Annotated in this window: 14 protein-coding genes; 6 read left to right on the top strand and 8 right to left on the bottom strand. The window is 60.4% G+C overall.

Going from position 1 to position 14,771, the window contains the following annotated elements; translation table 11 throughout:
- Positions 1-2 precede the first annotated feature (2 nt).
- Positions 3-635, bottom strand: a complete 633-nt coding sequence (locus CS006_RS06615; RefSeq protein WP_100511034.1) for an HAD family hydrolase — start codon at positions 633-635, stop codon at positions 3-5.
- 193 nt (positions 636-828) lie between these two features.
- Here CS006_RS06615 and CS006_RS06610 point away from each other — a divergent pair, with 193 nt between their 5' ends.
- The 4 genes from CS006_RS06610 to CS006_RS06595 all read left to right on the top strand — a co-directional run bounded on the left by CS006_RS06610 (position 829) and on the right by CS006_RS06595 (position 3,488).
- Positions 829-1,608: a methyltransferase domain-containing protein gene (locus CS006_RS06610; protein ID WP_165777276.1), complete on the top strand. Its 780-nt coding sequence runs from the start codon at positions 829-831 to the stop codon at positions 1,606-1,608.
- A gap of 166 nt (positions 1,609-1,774) precedes the next feature.
- Entirely contained in the window at positions 1,775-2,590 is an 816-nt protein-coding gene (locus CS006_RS06605; protein WP_100511032.1) for an alpha/beta fold hydrolase, read from the top strand.
- A gap of 71 nt (positions 2,591-2,661) precedes the next feature.
- Positions 2,662-2,967: a YhbY family RNA-binding protein gene (locus tag CS006_RS06600; RefSeq protein ID WP_100511031.1), complete on the top strand. Its 306-nt coding sequence runs from the start codon at positions 2,662-2,664 to the stop codon at positions 2,965-2,967.
- Between the two features lie 221 nt (positions 2,968-3,188).
- The gene (locus CS006_RS06595; protein ID WP_100511030.1) at positions 3,189-3,488 is read left to right on the top strand and encodes a DUF2316 family protein; all 300 of its coding nucleotides are present in this window, start codon (positions 3,189-3,191) and stop codon (positions 3,486-3,488) included.
- Positions 3,489-3,617: 129 nt separating this feature from the next.
- On the opposite strand, the gene CS006_RS06590 is transcribed toward CS006_RS06595, so the two are convergent.
- The 5 genes from CS006_RS06590 to CS006_RS06570 form a co-directional block, all read right to left on the bottom strand.
- Positions 3,618-4,541: a LysR family transcriptional regulator gene (locus CS006_RS06590; protein ID WP_100511029.1), complete on the bottom strand. Its 924-nt coding sequence runs from the start codon at positions 4,539-4,541 to the stop codon at positions 3,618-3,620.
- 111 nt (positions 4,542-4,652) lie between these two features.
- Positions 4,653-4,913 (bottom strand): hypothetical protein, encoded by a 261-nt coding sequence (locus CS006_RS10690; protein ID WP_133119541.1) that lies wholly within the window; start codon positions 4,911-4,913, stop codon positions 4,653-4,655.
- A 102-nt stretch (positions 4,914-5,015) separates the two neighbouring features.
- On the bottom strand, positions 5,016-5,210 hold the full coding sequence (locus CS006_RS06585; RefSeq protein ID WP_100511028.1) for a helix-turn-helix domain-containing protein: 195 nt from the start codon (positions 5,208-5,210) through the stop codon (positions 5,016-5,018).
- A 263-nt stretch (positions 5,211-5,473) separates the two neighbouring features.
- Positions 5,474-5,743: a ribbon-helix-helix domain-containing protein gene (locus tag CS006_RS06580; RefSeq protein ID WP_100511027.1), complete on the bottom strand. Its 270-nt coding sequence runs from the start codon at positions 5,741-5,743 to the stop codon at positions 5,474-5,476.
- Positions 5,744-6,649: 906 nt separating this feature from the next.
- Positions 6,650-7,255 (bottom strand): TetR/AcrR family transcriptional regulator, encoded by a 606-nt coding sequence (locus CS006_RS06570; protein WP_100511025.1) that lies wholly within the window; start codon positions 7,253-7,255, stop codon positions 6,650-6,652.
- Positions 7,256-7,494: 239 nt separating this feature from the next.
- Here CS006_RS06570 and CS006_RS06565 point away from each other — a divergent pair, with 239 nt between their 5' ends.
- Both CS006_RS06565 and CS006_RS06560 read left to right on the top strand, forming a co-directional pair.
- Positions 7,495-8,196 (top strand): ABC transporter ATP-binding protein, encoded by a 702-nt coding sequence (locus CS006_RS06565; protein ID WP_100511024.1) that lies wholly within the window; start codon positions 7,495-7,497, stop codon positions 8,194-8,196.
- 65 nt (positions 8,197-8,261) lie between these two features.
- Positions 8,262-11,570: an ABC transporter permease gene (locus tag CS006_RS06560; protein ID WP_243386849.1), complete on the top strand. Its 3,309-nt coding sequence runs from the start codon at positions 8,262-8,264 to the stop codon at positions 11,568-11,570.
- Between the two features lie 39 nt (positions 11,571-11,609).
- On the opposite strand, the gene CS006_RS06555 is transcribed toward CS006_RS06560, so the two are convergent.
- Together CS006_RS06555 and CS006_RS06550 are read right to left on the bottom strand one after the other, a co-directional pair.
- Positions 11,610-12,629: a cation diffusion facilitator family transporter gene (locus tag CS006_RS06555; protein WP_100511022.1), complete on the bottom strand. Its 1,020-nt coding sequence runs from the start codon at positions 12,627-12,629 to the stop codon at positions 11,610-11,612.
- A 401-nt stretch (positions 12,630-13,030) separates the two neighbouring features.
- Positions 13,031-14,632, bottom strand: coding sequence for an ABC-F family ATP-binding cassette domain-containing protein (locus CS006_RS06550; RefSeq protein WP_100511021.1), 1,602 nt, complete (start codon positions 14,630-14,632; stop codon positions 13,031-13,033).
- Between the last annotated feature and the right edge of the window lie 139 nt (positions 14,633-14,771).

The following is a 14,771-nucleotide window of genomic DNA, read 5'->3' as shown; positions in this document are numbered from 1 at the left end:
AATCAGAACTCCATACCCAATGAGGCAAGGTCCCTACGGGCCTGCTCGGCGTCGGTGAAACGGAATGCGTGCATGCCCACGGCCTGCGCGCCCGTCACGTTCTTGACGGTGTCGTCGAGGAACACCGAGGATTCCGGCTTGAGGCCGAAACGGCTCAGCGCGAGCTCATAGATGTCGGCGTTCGGCTTGTGCAGCTTCTCGATGCCGGAGACCACCGTATCTTCAAGCAGCTCGTCCAGCTGTGGGAACTTGTCGAACGCGATGTGGATGGTCTCGTGCGACCAGTTCGTCAGGCCCCACACGCCGTAGCCGGCGGACTTCAGGTCGTGCAGCAGCTGCTCCATGCCGGGCAGCATCCGAGGCAGCGCGTCGCCGTAATGGTCCACGTAGTAGCGGAAGATGCCGGCGATGTACTCGCCCTGCTCACGCACCACGTCGGGCATGATGTCGGCCACGTCCTCGCCGGCGTCCATGCGGTCCTCATAACGGAAGAAGCCGTGCGGATCGTCGTCGGCGCAGATGCGGTCGACGACCTCCGGCGGGAAATGCCCTTCGAGGCAGGCGCGGCACCGCCAGTCCAGCAGCACGCCGCAGAAATCGAAGATGACGTCGGTGACGGGGGATTCGTTGCTCATGTCGCTCCTTGGATTCGGTTGCGATGCGGTCAGCACAATGATTGAGAGTCTATCGCAATGCGGGCGCTGGAACGCGGCATGTTCCGTGTTCCAGCCACGCCGGCGACCATGGCTGAGGCTACGGATGGGACTACACTGGAGTACGAGTGCCAGGCGAACGACGCAGTTGCAGGGCCTAAGGAGTGTGAGCCCATTGTCCGATTGGAATTCCGAGCAGTACCTGAAGTTCGAGGCGGAACGAACGCAGCCGTCGATCGATCTGGCCCGAAGGGTCAAGCAGGTCATCCCCGGCCCGAACATCATCGCCGACCTTGGCTGCGGCCCCGGTAACAGTACCACCGTATTGCGTCGCGCATTCCCCGAATCCCGGCTGTTCGGCATCGACAACTCGCCGAACATGATCGCCAGCGCCAAGAAGAACCATCCCGGCATCGAATTTCTGCTCGGGGACGTGCATCATCTGCACGGCCGCTATGACCTCATGTTCTCCAATGCATGCCTGCAATGGATACCCGGCCACCGGCTGCTCATACCGCAGCTCATGGAGTCGCTCAACCCTGGTGGCGTGCTCGCCGTGCAGATCCCCATGGTCGAGCAGACGCCGCTGTTCAGCATCATCTACGAGGTGGCCAACGACCCGCGCTGGAATCTCGGCGACGTATTGCGCGGCAAGAACGGCACGCTGCAGCCCGAGGAATACTTTGACATCCTCGCCGCCACCAGCTCCGACTTCACCCAATGGGAGACGACCTACTACCATCGCATGCCGTCCGCCGACGCGCTCGTCGAATGGGTCAAGGGCGCCCGCATGCAACGCTACATCGCCGCACTGAACGATCGCGACGAATCGGGCAAGGCCGCCGAACGCTTCGAACAGGAGGTCGCCTGGCGCGTGAACTCCGCCTACGTGCCACAGGCCAACGGCGAGGTCATCCTCAAATTCCGCCGGTTCTTCTTCATCGCGAAAAAGTGATGTTCGGCGTACGAGGTCGTCGCCATATTGCGAGTCAACACGTTGCCTAGTTATATCGGTCGTCGACTGGTATGGGTGGCCATGCCCTTTTTGTGATGGTCGGGGTGTCTTGTTCGTCGGGCTTCGTATCATCGTCTCGTCCGGAAAGCGAACGAAAGGGCGATGAATGACGCAGCCGAAGGCGAACGTGGTCATACAGGGGGATGATGCGCGAGAGGATGTCATCCCCGTCGTATTCGTGCATGGCATGGGCGTCGACCATCGTTCGCTGATGCTGTTGGACGGCGTCTTTCCCGATGCGATGCGTCGCATCTATCTGGATCTGCCGGGCTTCGGCAAGACCCCGGCGCTGGACGGCATGGGCGGCCTGCCGGAGATGGCCGACTGGCTGCAGTCCACCATCGACGACATCATCGGCCCCCGCACGGCCTTCGCCATGGTCGGCAACTCCATGGGCGGTGCCCTGGCCCGTGAGATGCTGGCCCGGGAGCCGGAGCGCGTGCTCGGCCTCGCCCTCATCGCGCCCGTGGTCGACCCGCGTCACGCGCACCGCAAGGTCGGGGAACACATCATCGCCGACCCGAATCCGAAACTCACCCACACGTTGCCTCAGGAACAGGTCTTCGACTTCGTCACCATGGGCGTCAACCAGTCGTTCGAGGCGTGGCGGCGCTACCAGCGGTTCATCCTCCCCGGCGTGCGGCTGTGCGACCGAAAAGCCTGCGAGCGCCTGGGCGACCGGTATTTCCTCAACGACGTGCCCGAGCAGGTATTCGGCACGTTCTCCGGTCCCACGCTTATCGTCACCGGTCATGAGGATCAGATCGTCGGCTATGAGGACCAGCGGGCGTTGCTGCCGCATTATCCGAACGCGAGGTTCGTGGTGTTGGAGAACGCCGGACACAACCTGCACATCGACCGTCCCGAGGAGACGGGCCGACTGCTGGCGGAATGGTCCGGCCGGCTCGTGGAGTCCGTATGAACCTCAATGCCGCATGATACAGTGACTTGTTCACAAACGTTTTTGAGAATCCGAAGAAAGAGAACCATCCCATGGCATTGACCAAGAAGCAGATCAAGCAGCTCCGTTCGCTCGGCCAGCAGCTCAAGCCCGAGCTCATCATCGGCAAGAACGGCATCACCGACGCCACCATCGCCCAGGCCGAGGAGAGCCTCGAGGCGCATGAGCTCATCAAGTGCTCGCTGCTGGAAGGCTGCGGCTACACCGCCAAGGAGGCGGGCGAGGAGTTCGCCGAGCGCCTGCACGCCGACCTGGTGCAGACCATCGGCCACCGTTTCGTGCTCTACCGCGAGACGAGCAAGGAAGGCGTCAAGAAGATTCGTCTGGTACGCGAGTAGGGTCCGTGCGGAGTGTGCGATTCACTCTTTTCGCATCCCGTGAAGGAGTGAATCGCAAACGCATGGAATGCGACATTATTCAGCTATCGCATCGTTGATATTCCGGGCAGGTCAGGTTCTCTTGAGAATCATTCCCGTTCACTCTTTGCGGAACCGGCAAAAAGAGTGAATGCCGCGGCGGGTACAGTGGTGTAGCGGTTGCCAAGGAACGGGGGATCATAATGTCGCTGAGCATGACGCAACGCAGGAACACCATTCGTGAGTTCAAGGAGAATCTCGGGTTGCTGGGGCTTACCCCGGCCGACCTCGCCAAATACTTCGATGTGGACGAACGGTACATCGTCGACATCATCGAATTGCGCAGCGGGGTGCTTGAAGACCCGTGGATCATCCGCAACTATCTGCTGCGCAAGGCCGAGGAGCGGGGCGTGGAACTGAAGCCGTTCACCGCATTGGTCGGCGACCACCACGACTACTGGTTCCTCGACGGCGTGATGATCGACGCGGGGGAGCTGCAATAGCAGCGTCGACGTGGACCACGTAAGTTAGGGGATACGTAAAAGGGCTGGTTGCATAAGCAAGTGAATATCTTATGCAACCAGCCCTTTGTTTTCCGGTCTTGCGAGAACGTCGTCAGTTTCGCACGGCAATCAGTCGATAAGCGTGTAGCCGTGGTCGGCGATGACGGACTTGAGCTTCTCGAGATACACTTCGGCGGCCTTGGAGAGCTTGGCACGTTCGTTGGTGATCCAGCCGACGAGCATCTTCTCATCGGATTCCAGCGGCACGGTGACGATCTTCTCGGAGTTGAGATCCTCGTTGTCGATGCCGGAGCAGACCGTGTAGCCGTTGAGGCCGACGATGAAGTTGAGGATGGTGGCGCGGTCGGTCACGTTGATCTGCTTGGGGGAGTATTCGGGCCAGACGGCCTCCTCGGCGAAGTAGAAGCTGCCCTCCTCGCCCTGCTCGTACTGGATCCACGGATACGGCTTCAAGTCCTCCATGGTCAGGCTCTTGCGGCCGGCCAGCGGGTTGGATCGGGAGAGGAACACGTGCAGTCCGGCACGGAAGATCGGGTGGAATTCGAGATGCTTCTCGCGCAGCAGCTTGCCGATGACGTCCTTGTTGAAGTCGGACAGGTAGAGGATGCCGACCTCGGACTGCATGTTGGCGACCTGGTTGATGATGTCCTTGGTGCGGGTCTCGCGGATGGTGAACTCGTACTCGTCGGACTTGATGGAGTTGATGAGCTCCACGAACGCCTCGACGGCGAACATGTAGTGCTGGGTAGAGACCTGGCACAGCTGCTTGCGCGGCTTGGCGTTCTTGTAACGCTCCTCGAGCAGCGCGGACTGGTCAAGGACCTGACGGGCGTAGGTGAGGAACTCGGCGCCGTCGACGGTCAGGGCGATGCCCTGCGAGGAACGGGTGAAGATCTCGATACCCATCTCCTTCTCCAGCTCCTTGACGGCGGAGGAAAGCGCCGGCTGGGAGATGTACAGTTCGTGCGAGGCCTCGTTCATGGAGCCGCATTCGACGATTTTGACGATGTATTTCAGCTGCAGCAGTGTCATAAGACAAGTTTATAGCAGATATCACAAACACTTATGTTGCTTATATCCCGAATTAGAGGCCACACGTCCGTTTTTCGGACACTGAAAGCAGGGAAGTGGACTGTACGAATCTCAAACACCGTGCTGCTTCTCGTCAATCAAGCCTATGAAATGCACACGAGTGGAGTCAGGGGTCTTGTATACAGATTCATCCGACAGAACTTGTGAACTTGCGTAATCATCGTCGACCAAAATTTCAACGTCATCGGCACCGGCGGCATATCCAACAAGACATGCATTGGTCACACTTAACAGATTGTCGTCGTTGCTTCGTGCCACGGATTCCGTCGAAGCATACGACGGCAGACTCTCTATAGTCTCTACAGCAGCCATAGCCACAACCTCGCTTTCGTCAGTAGTTCAAACATACCTGCAGCGGATATGTCAAAAGTAAAGAAAACCTAGAGTGCAAGAATGTCACTTGGTGTTTTGCACCTACTTTTCAGGGGCTATGTACTCACACACCTCATCTAGGCTGCATCCCAAAATGGTCGCGAACTTTTTCGCGCGGGACACATTCATGTCCTGACCGCGTTCATATTCACTGATTCTCTGTTGGGGGAGTGCCATCAGTTCGGCGGCTTGTACCTGTGTGAGACCTTTTCGACTCCTTACTTCTTTCAATCCCATTTGGCGCACCTTTCTTTCATTTGGCCGGTCCGATTAAAGCAAAATCGCTATATGCGAGGCTGGCTTGATTCGCTATTCGGTTGTCGGGGCGGCATGCCTGATTTAACTTGATGACGCTTATCAAAGCGACCTGACTATAATCAGGTCAAATCAACTGGCGCGTCAATCGGAATTTCAACGATTCCAGCCCCTCATGCACGCACGGGAAACTAAACCCCGCACGCATGCCGCAACCTGGGCGAACACGTCGAACACGAATCAGGTCACACCGTGGCGAACTCACGCATCAGCGCGTGACGCATAATCGCATCAACGGACATGCCACGCTTTTTCGCCATGGAATCCAACATGGCGGACATGTCGGAACTCATGGAGACCGTACGAAGGACGGGGGAAACGGGATCCACATCAAACACGGGACCGGAAAACACAGGGCCGGCGCTACCGCCCAACTCACCATGTTCGATTTCATCCGCCCAACGGTCCTCCATGTCTTCGGTGACAATCCGCCCACCTTTGGCGACAACACTCATGGAAACCTCCTTTACAACAAGCCGACCTCGCGTAGAATCGGCGGCTAAGCTTTCATCGCATGGAAAACACGCCAATCGCCGTCATCCTTCAAATATCCGACCATCTCAAGGAGACGCCCGAACTCGTCGTATCCGACGACCACTAACGCAAGGGTCCGTCCCCTCACGCGACGTACCGCCTCGATATTATTCAATGACTCATTTCGCTTTCAAGCATACCCGCAACAGATACGCCGAAGTAAAGAAAACCTAGGGAACAAGCACATTATTCAGTGTCTTTTTCTTTCGACTTGTCAGCAGCATCTAACAGCTTTAGCGGGTTAAAGACCATGAATCATATGGTAGAAATACGTGTTATTGCTCTCAAGTAACATGATATCCGTGGGACCTATCATAAATCGAACAATTGGTGACAAAACGTCATAATCGTTGGGATTTCAACGTTTTTGCTGTTGTGATTTGCGTACGTATGCTATACTGAAAGCGAAGGTTGGAAATATTCAACCAAGAAAAGCGAACACATAGTGGTGTTTGATTTCCAATCTTCGGCAGGGTCGCAAGGAAGCGACGAGATGATGAGGCAGACGATGACGAGCGGTCATCATGAGGCGACGGACCGAGGTCGCGATAACCGAAGAAGGAAGCGTCCGGACGAAGGCAAGGCATAATGGAAGAGATGCCGCGAAACAACGGCGGCATGACGGAAGTGAAGTGATAATCGAACAACCATAACCAAACAACAGCGGATAATCATCCGCCCGACAATTGAAGAGGTGACTATGGGAGACACCATACAACCATGAGGCCCCGGGGTTTGCAACACAGCTCCGGGGTCTCGTTTATGCGCTCGCAAGCCCCCGGATCCCGGGGCTCCGGCCGTCACGACGATGCCCGGCCCGCAAGACGTCACCGCAGAATATCGACCGGCGCCATCGTCTTGTTCCTCTCGATGATCGCGCAGATCCGTTCCGGCGTCTCCTTGCAGCCGCCACGAATCCACAGCCAGATGATCGAGGCCACCGATGACACCAGTATTTCCATCGCATACGGCCGAGGGATGCCAGCATACGTGTTGGACGTGAGATTCAGACGCTTCGCCTGCGATATCAGCATCCGCTTGAGCACGTCCTTGAACCGGTCGTACATCTGCATGTCGCTACCCGAACGGGAGATCGCATCGAAGAACGCATACTCGCGCTTGACATAACGCAACGCCTCGGCGATCGCATCCGTGCGCAAGATGTCCAGCACGTCATCCACCGACCTTCTGCCGTCGCGCATGTCATCGCCGACGAGAATCTCGGTCAAATCGTCGATGGTGTCGTCGATGAGCTGCTGCTTCAAATCGAACTTGTCGAGATAATGCAGATAGAACGTTCCGCGGTTGATACCGGCCGCCCTGACGATGGCGCTGACCGTCATCGCCTCGAACCCCTTCTCCTGCATAAGCTCGATGAACGCGCCCCGAATCTTCGCCTCGGTTCTGGTCTGTCGTTGAGCCGTCGTCGCCATGGCCCCTCCTTTACGGCATCGTCGCCTCGTCTCCTTCGACGCTGATTCCACAGGTTATATCACCATGTCGTTCATCGGCAAACGGAATGAACAGTTTCCGAAAAACCGTTCATTATGAACAATTCCAACGATTCTGACCATTGTCGGCACCGTATTCACGCTTCTACAATCGGACCGGAAAATCGACATGTTGTGCATTGCGGGCATATCGCCGCTTCAACGGGGAACAGGAGACACCCATGGCGTACATCGAAATGGTCCACAGCTTCAAACGCTACCGCATGGGCGACACCACCATCGTCGCCAACAACGACGTGACCTTCGGCATCGAACAGGGCGAACTCGCCATCATCCTCGGAGCCTCCGGGGCCGGCAAATCCACCGTGCTCAACATCCTCGGCGGCATGGACACCAACTCCGAAGGCCAGGTCATCATCGACGGCAAGGACATCGCGAACTACAGCGCGCGCCAACTGACCGACTACCGACGATACAGCATCGGATTCGTATTCCAGTTCTACAACCTCGTCGCCAACCTGACCGCACGCGAAAACGTGGAACTGGCGTCCGAGATCGTGCCCGATGCGCAGGACTCCGTGCAGGTGCTCGCCGACGTGGGACTCAAGGACCGCGTCGACAACTTCCCGGCCCAGCTTTCCGGCGGCGAACAGCAGCGCGTGGCCATCGCCCGCGCCGTGGCGAAGAACCCGAAGATCCTGCTGTGCGACGAACCGACCGGCGCATTGGACTACAACACCGGCAAACAGGTGCTGCGCATCCTGCAGGACCAAAGCCGCGAGAAAGGCGCGACCGTGGTCATCGTCACCCACAACTCCGCCATCGCACCCATCGCCGACCGGGTGATCCGCATGCACGACGCCCGCGTAAAAAGCGTGGAGACCAACGAACGCCCCATGGACATCAAGGACCTGGAGTGGTGACGATGACGAGCAGACGACACAAGGCCCCGCGTGCGGCATCCGCACGACGCATGACGGGCACACGTATGAGGACCTCATTGCGCAAACGCATGCTGTGGAAGGACATCCGCCAAACCATGGCGAAGTCGAAGGGGCGGTTCCTCTCCATCGTCAGCCTGATGATGCTCGGCTCGTTCGCCCTGGTCGGACTGGTCGTCACCGGACCGGATATGCAGGCCACCGGCACCGACTTCTACGACAGCCACAATCTCGCCGACGTCACGGTGATCAGCGACTACGGGCTCACCAAGGACGACGGAAACGTCATCCGCGGCGCCAGCGGCGTCAGGGACGCGGAATTCGGCTACTTCAAGGACGTGACCATCCGCGGCAGCGACCACAGCCTGCGCATATACTCCAATCCAGAACGGGTGTCGACCTACCAGGTCGTGGAAGGACGGTTGCCGAAGACGGCGACGGAGATCACCCTGGACTCCAGGGAGCGTGACTGGTTCGCCGTCGACAGCACCATCAAAATCACCGAACAACCGGACGTCGCCGGCGACACCGTGCTCGGCCGCGACTCGTTCACCGTGGTCGGCTTCGTCAATGCCAGCGAGACCGTATCCACCCTGAACATGGGGCAGTCCACGGCCGGCAGCGGCGGACTCGACGGCTACGCCGTCGTCACGCCGGCCGTCTTCGACTCCGACGTGACGATGATCGGCCGGGTGACGTTCGACGACACCCATGGCGTCGACTACTGGACCACCGACTACCGGGACCGTGTGCAGAGGCACAAGGACGATCTGACGAAACGGCTGACGAACCAGCCGGCCGCCCGCGCCGAATCCATACGGCAGGAGCGGCGCAAACAAATCGACAAGGCACAGAAGAAGGTCGACGACGCCAAAAAGCAGCTCAGCGGCTCCGAACGCCAGCTTGCGGAAGCCAAGCAGCAGATCGAATCCGCCAAGGACCGGATGGCCGACAGCGCCAGCGAGGCCGCAGACCAGGCCGCGTCGGCATCGGCCGAACTTTCCGGCGCCGTCGCCCAGATCGCCGCCGCCGGCTCCATGCTGACCGGCGCACAGACGCAGCTTGCGGCAGGGGCCCAGCAGCTGACGCAGGGACAGGCACAGCTCGGCGGCTCATGGCAGGAACTGTCGCAGGCGAAACCGCAGCTCGATTCGGCACGAACCCAACTGGAAGCATCCAAACAGGTGCTCGACAAAATCGGCGTCATACTGCGGCAATGGGAGAACACCGGACTGACCGGCGGCATATACGACAACGTCAGCACGAAATACAATCAGGCGGTGAACGCCTACAACACGGCCGTAAACGACTACAACACGAAACTGCGCGCATACCATACCGCATTGCAGCAGTGGAACGACGCTGCAGGCAAACTACAGCAGGGGACCGACGAATACCGGCGGAACGCGGCCGCCATCGCCGACGCGGCGAACCGGCTCGCCGACAAGCAGACGGAACTCGGCACGGCCGTCTCCGCATCCACGGGTACGGCGGGCAGCGGCGCCGGCCAGCTCATCCAAGGCAAACGCGACATCGAAAAGGCCGAGGAGGAATACAACACCAGACTGCAGGAGTTCAACAAGGCCAAACCCGAGGCGGAAAGGAAGATCGCCGACGCGGAGAACAGCATCCGGCTTGCACGGGAGAAGATCGACTCGCTCGACGTCCCCGCCTACTCGGTGGACGGACGACGCGAGGGACTGACCTCGAACGGATACCGCGTCTACGAGATCATCGCCGACATCGTCGGCAGACTCGCGGGCATCTTCCCAATCTTCCTCTACTTCGTCGCCGCCCTGGTCACCTTCACCACCATGGGCCGCATGGTCGACGAGGAACGCGTCAACTCCGGCACCCTCAAGGCGCTCGGCTACGGCAACGCGGACGTGATGAAGAAATTCGTGTTCTACGGGTTCACCGCCTCGACGCTCGGCACGATCATCGGCGTGGCCGCCGGACACACGCTGCTGCCGCTCATCGTGAACCAGGCATACAGCACCGGATTCACCATGCCGCGCATCGACCTCATGTTCCATCCGGCGATCACCATCGCGACATTCGCCCTGGCCTGGCTGAGCGCCGTCGTACCGGCCTGCATGGCGGCCTTCCGGGAGCTTCGCGAAAAACCCGCGAGCCTGCTGCTGCCCAAGCCGCCGGCGAAGGGCTCGAAGATCCTGCTCGAACGCATACGACCGTTGTGGAGTAGGCTGAGCTTCACCCGCAAGGTGACGGCACGCAACCTGTTCCGATACAAGACCCGCGGGCTGATGACGATATTTGGCGTCTGCGGCGCCGTCGCCCTGTTGGCCACGGGACTCGGCGTGCAGGCGTCCATCGGGCAGATCGGCGAGCGCCAGTTCGGCGAGATCATCCACTACGACCTCATCGTCGCCGAGAAATCCGACAACAACCAGGATCAGCGCGACAAGGTGGCAAAGGCGGTGAAGCGGGACGCCGTCTCGGATTCGACGTCCATCCGATACGAGGAGCTCAGCCGCATCGCCGGCAAGGAGAACGACAAGCAGAACATCACACTGCTGGTGACCGACGACGCCTACAACTTCGGCGACTACATCACCCTGCGCGACCGCACCACGCACGACCCGCAGGTGCTGACCGACCGTGGCGCCGTCATTTCCGAACGCATGGCCGCCATGCTGGGCGCCAAAACCGGCGACGTCATCACTGTGACCGACGAGGGCGGCACGCAGCGCCGGGTGCGTGTGGACGGCGTCTCGGAGATGTACATCGGCCACGTCATGGTGATGACCTCCGGCGGCTACGAGCACGCGTTCCACTCGTCGTACCGGTCGAACGCGTATCTGGTGAAACTCAGGGACGGCTCCATCGCCAACGCCAAGAAACAGGGCGCCGCGTTCATGAGACTCGACGGGGTCAGGGGCGTGGTGCAGAACACAACGTCGAAGAACCAGGTCGCCGCCATCGTCGACTCGCTCGACCAGATCATGGAGGTGCTCATCCTCGTCGCAGCAATGCTGACGGTGGTGATCCTCTACAATCTGACGAATCTCAACGTGTCGGAGCGTATCCGCGAATTGTCGACCATCAAAGTATTGGGGTTCCACAGCGGCGAGACGACGATGTACATCTACCGGGAGACCCTGCTGCTGTCCGCGCTCGGCATCCTGGCCGGATACGTCGGGGGAGCGGCCCTGCACCGGTACATCATCGACGTGGTGCCGCCCGACGAGGTCATGTTCGACCCGGTCCTGGCATGGCAGGCGTTCGTGGTGCCGGCCGCGGTGGTCGGCGTGGTGCTGGCCGCCCTCGGCTGGCTGGTGTTCCGCCGGCTAAGGGACGTCGACATGCTCGGCGCGCTCAAATCCGTCGAGTAGCGACGGCGTCACCGACGGTGATCCAAACGGGGGGGGCGGTCAGTGTTCGCCGGTGAGCGCCTTGTCGTGGTCGCGGCGGTAGATGTCGGGCTCCACGTAGATCTCGAACCGGTACCAGGGCAGGGCCGTGCGCACGGCGTTCTCTATCTTGTCGACGGTCTGCACGTCGTAGTCACGGTCGAGCTTGGAGGTCTGCACCTTGACGCACAGCAGGATGTCATCCTCTGACATATGAATCGTCTGCATGTTCAGCAGGCGTTCCACGCCGGGGGTGGAGGTGACGGCGTCGACGATCTTGGTGCGGGTCTCGGTGTCGACGGTCTCGCCGAGCAGCAGGGAGCCGGACTTGGTGGCCAGCAGCACGGAGCCGACCATGAGCAGGAGGCCGACCATGAGGCCGCCGACAGCATCCCACAGCTCGTCGCCGGTGATGATGGCCACGCCGATGCCGATGCCGGCGAACGCTAGGCCGATGAGGGCGAGCGTGTCCTCCATGATGACGGAGGCGAGCTCGGCCGACTTGGTGCGACGCCAGAACCTGAGGAAGCCCATGCGTTCGACTCCGACGCGTTGCATGCGTTCGCGCGCCTCGAGGATGCTCTTGTGCAGACCCATGCCCTCGAAGCATGCGCTGATCACGCAGACAGCGAGCGCGACGGACAGTTCGAACCGGTTCGCCGTGTGCGCGGTCGGGTCGGAGAGCACGAGCTGCATCTTCTTGACGGCCTCGGATGTGGAGTAGAAGCCGCCGACGAAGAACAGCAGCGTGGCGACGACGAACGAGGCGAGGTATTTCGCACGGTAGAGCCCGAACGGGTGGTCGCCGTCGGTCTTGTGGTGAGACGCCTTCTCGCCGATGATGAGCACGATCTCGTTGGAGCAGTCGGCGGCCGAATGCACGCTTTCCGACAGCATGGCGGACGATCCGGTGAACACGGCGGCGGCCACCTTACATACGGCGACGCCGATGTTCGCCGCCAACGCCGCCTTGACGGCCGCTCCCTTGTGCTCCGGCTCCCTGACCGTGGCCGTCGTCTCTTCCCCCGCTGATTCTCCCATCAGCAGCTCACCCTCTTAATCCGTGTCGTTATCTGTGTTATGTGTGAATACAGACCACAACTATAGAACGAGACATGACCTCAATGGCGTCGGAATGTCATTCCAATACCGCTAAGGGTTGCCGTGGAGTGATGGCGTGGTTTCGAGGCGTGGAAGACGAAGGCGTACAAAAGTCGTCGAGTTTTCCGTACCCTTACTGTGGGTTGCCGTGGAGTGATGCGTGTGTCAGCAAGGCGCGGGAAACGAAGGCGTACAAAGGTACGTCGAGTTTTCCGTAACGCAGCCGACGCTCCACCACTCCTCGGCAAAGTTGCGGGAGAGGAATGCGTGTGTCCTCAAGGCGCACCGAGGGAAGGCGTACAAAGGTACGTCGACCGAGGAGCAACGCCGAGGACACTCCATTACTCTTCCGCAACCAGGTCGAGGTAGTCGTCGCTCCACAAATCCTCATCCCCGTCCGGCATGAGCAGCACGCGTTCGGGGTTCAGTGCCTTGACGGCGCCTTCGTCGTGGGTGACGAGGACGATGGCGCCCTCGTATTTGGCGATGGCCTTGAGAATCTCCTCGCGGGAGGCGGGATCGAGGTTGTTGGTGGGCTCGTCGAGGAGGAGCACGTTGGCGCGCGAGGTGACGAGGGTGGCAAGCGCGAGTCGGGTCTTTTCGCCGCCGGAGAGCACGCGCGTGGGCTTCAACGCGTCGTCGCCGGAGAAGAGGAAGGATCCGAGGATGCTGCGCGCCTGGGTGTCGTTGAGGTCGGGGGCGACGTGGGTGAGGTTTTCGAGCACGGTGGCGTCGTTGTCGAGGGTGTCGTGCTCCTGGGCGAAGTAGCCGATCTTGGCGCCGTGGCCGAAGACGACTTCGCCGGTGTCGGGCTTGTCGATGCCGGCGAGCAGGCGCAGCGTGGTGGTCTTGCCGGCGCCGTTGTAGCCGAGGATGACGACGCGGGAGCCTTTGTCGATGGCGAGGTTGACGCCGGCGAACACGATGTTGGATCCGAAGGCGCGGGAGATGTCCTTGGCCATGATGGGGGTGCGGCCGCAGGGCGCGGGCTCGGGGAAGCGGATGTCGGCGACCTTTTCCTTCTTCTGCGCCTCGGACGTGTTTTCGAGGAGTTTTTCGGCGCGGCGCATCATGTTCTGGGCGGCGACGGCCTTGGTGGCCTTGGCGTGCAGGCGGATGCCCTGCTTCATGAGGCGTTCGGCCTTCTTCTCGGCGACCTCGCGTTCGCGGCGGCGGCGTTCCTCGTCGACGGCGCGCTGGTGCAGGTAGGCCTTCCAGCCGAGGGAGTACATGTCGATCTGGGCGAGCTGGGCGTCGAGGTGCCACACCTTGTTGACGACCTCGTCGAGCAGTTCGGTGGAGTGGGAGATGACGAGGAAGCCGCCGTTGAATTTCTTGAGATAGCCGCGCAGCCATTCGATGCTGTCGGCGTCGAGATGGTTGGTGGGCTCGTCGAGAATCATGGTGTCGGCGTCGGAGAAGAGGATGCGCGCCAGTTCGATGCGTCGGCGCTGGCCGCCGGAGAGGGTGCCGAGCTCGCGTTTGAGCACCTCCTGGTCGAGCCCGAGACTTTCGGCCATGACGATGGCCTCGGACTGCACGCCGTAGCCGCCGGCGTTCTCGAAGTCCTGCTGCGCCTTGTCGTAGCGGCGCATGGCCTTCTCCATGATGTCGGGGTCGGGGTTGGTCATGTCCTTTTCGGCCTTGCGCAGGCGGGTGAGGATGCTGTTGATGTCGCGCGCGCTCATGATGCGGTCGATGGCGGTCTGCTCCTGGTCGCCGGTGTGGGTGTCCTGCGGCAGGTAGCCGAGCTTGCCGGTGACGCGCACCTTGCCGGCGGTGGGCAGCATGGTGCCGGTGATGACGCGGGTGAGCGTGGTCTTGCCGGCGCCGTTGCGGCCGACCAGTCCGATGCGGTCGCCCTTCGCCACGTGGAAGTCCGTGGGGTTGAGCAGCGTGCGTGCGCCGATGCGAATTTCCAGTCCCTGTGCCTCGATGGCCATTGCTCACCTGCCGATTACAATCGTTCGTCGTTTTCTCAAAAGTCCAACCGTCCATGATACCGAACGCCATGCCGAAGAGGCAACGGCTTCGCCGCGGTTCCTACGGTACCGTTGAATCGTCGTCATTGATACGACAAAT

This window comes from Bifidobacterium primatium (genome assembly GCF_002802875.1).
Lineage (GTDB): Bacteria > Actinomycetota > Actinomycetes > Actinomycetales > Bifidobacteriaceae > Galliscardovia > Galliscardovia primatium.
Note: the sequence above shows the minus strand (reverse complement) of the source record. Positions and strands in the feature narration are given on the sequence as shown.

Coding starts and splice junctions, on each gene's coding strand:
- CS006_RS06615 (WP_100511034.1), bottom strand. CDS start 635: ATGAGCAACGAATCCCCCGTCACCGACGTCATCTTCGATTTCTGCGGC.
- CS006_RS06550 (WP_100511021.1), bottom strand. CDS start 14,632: ATGGCCATCGAGGCACAGGGACTGGAAATTCGCATCGGCGCACGCACG.
- CS006_RS06580 (WP_100511027.1), bottom strand. CDS start 5,743: ATGAGTGTTGTCGCCAAAGGTGGGCGGATTGTCACCGAAGACATGGAG.
- CS006_RS06560 (WP_243386849.1), top strand. CDS start 8,262: ATGAGGACCTCATTGCGCAAACGCATGCTGTGGAAGGACATCCGCCAA.
- CS006_RS06555 (WP_100511022.1), bottom strand. CDS start 12,629: ATGGGAGAATCAGCGGGGGAAGAGACGACGGCCACGGTCAGGGAGCCG.
- CS006_RS06595 (WP_100511030.1), top strand. CDS start 3,189: ATGTCGCTGAGCATGACGCAACGCAGGAACACCATTCGTGAGTTCAAG.
- CS006_RS06605 (WP_100511032.1), top strand. CDS start 1,775: ATGACGCAGCCGAAGGCGAACGTGGTCATACAGGGGGATGATGCGCGA.
- CS006_RS06570 (WP_100511025.1), bottom strand. CDS start 7,255: ATGGCGACGACGGCTCAACGACAGACCAGAACCGAGGCGAAGATTCGG.
- CS006_RS06600 (WP_100511031.1), top strand. CDS start 2,662: ATGGCATTGACCAAGAAGCAGATCAAGCAGCTCCGTTCGCTCGGCCAG.
- CS006_RS06565 (WP_100511024.1), top strand. CDS start 7,495: ATGGCGTACATCGAAATGGTCCACAGCTTCAAACGCTACCGCATGGGC.
- CS006_RS06590 (WP_100511029.1), bottom strand. CDS start 4,541: ATGACACTGCTGCAGCTGAAATACATCGTCAAAATCGTCGAATGCGGC.
- CS006_RS06585 (WP_100511028.1), bottom strand. CDS start 5,210: ATGGGATTGAAAGAAGTAAGGAGTCGAAAAGGTCTCACACAGGTACAA.
- CS006_RS10690 (WP_133119541.1), bottom strand. CDS start 4,913: ATGGCTGCTGTAGAGACTATAGAGAGTCTGCCGTCGTATGCTTCGACG.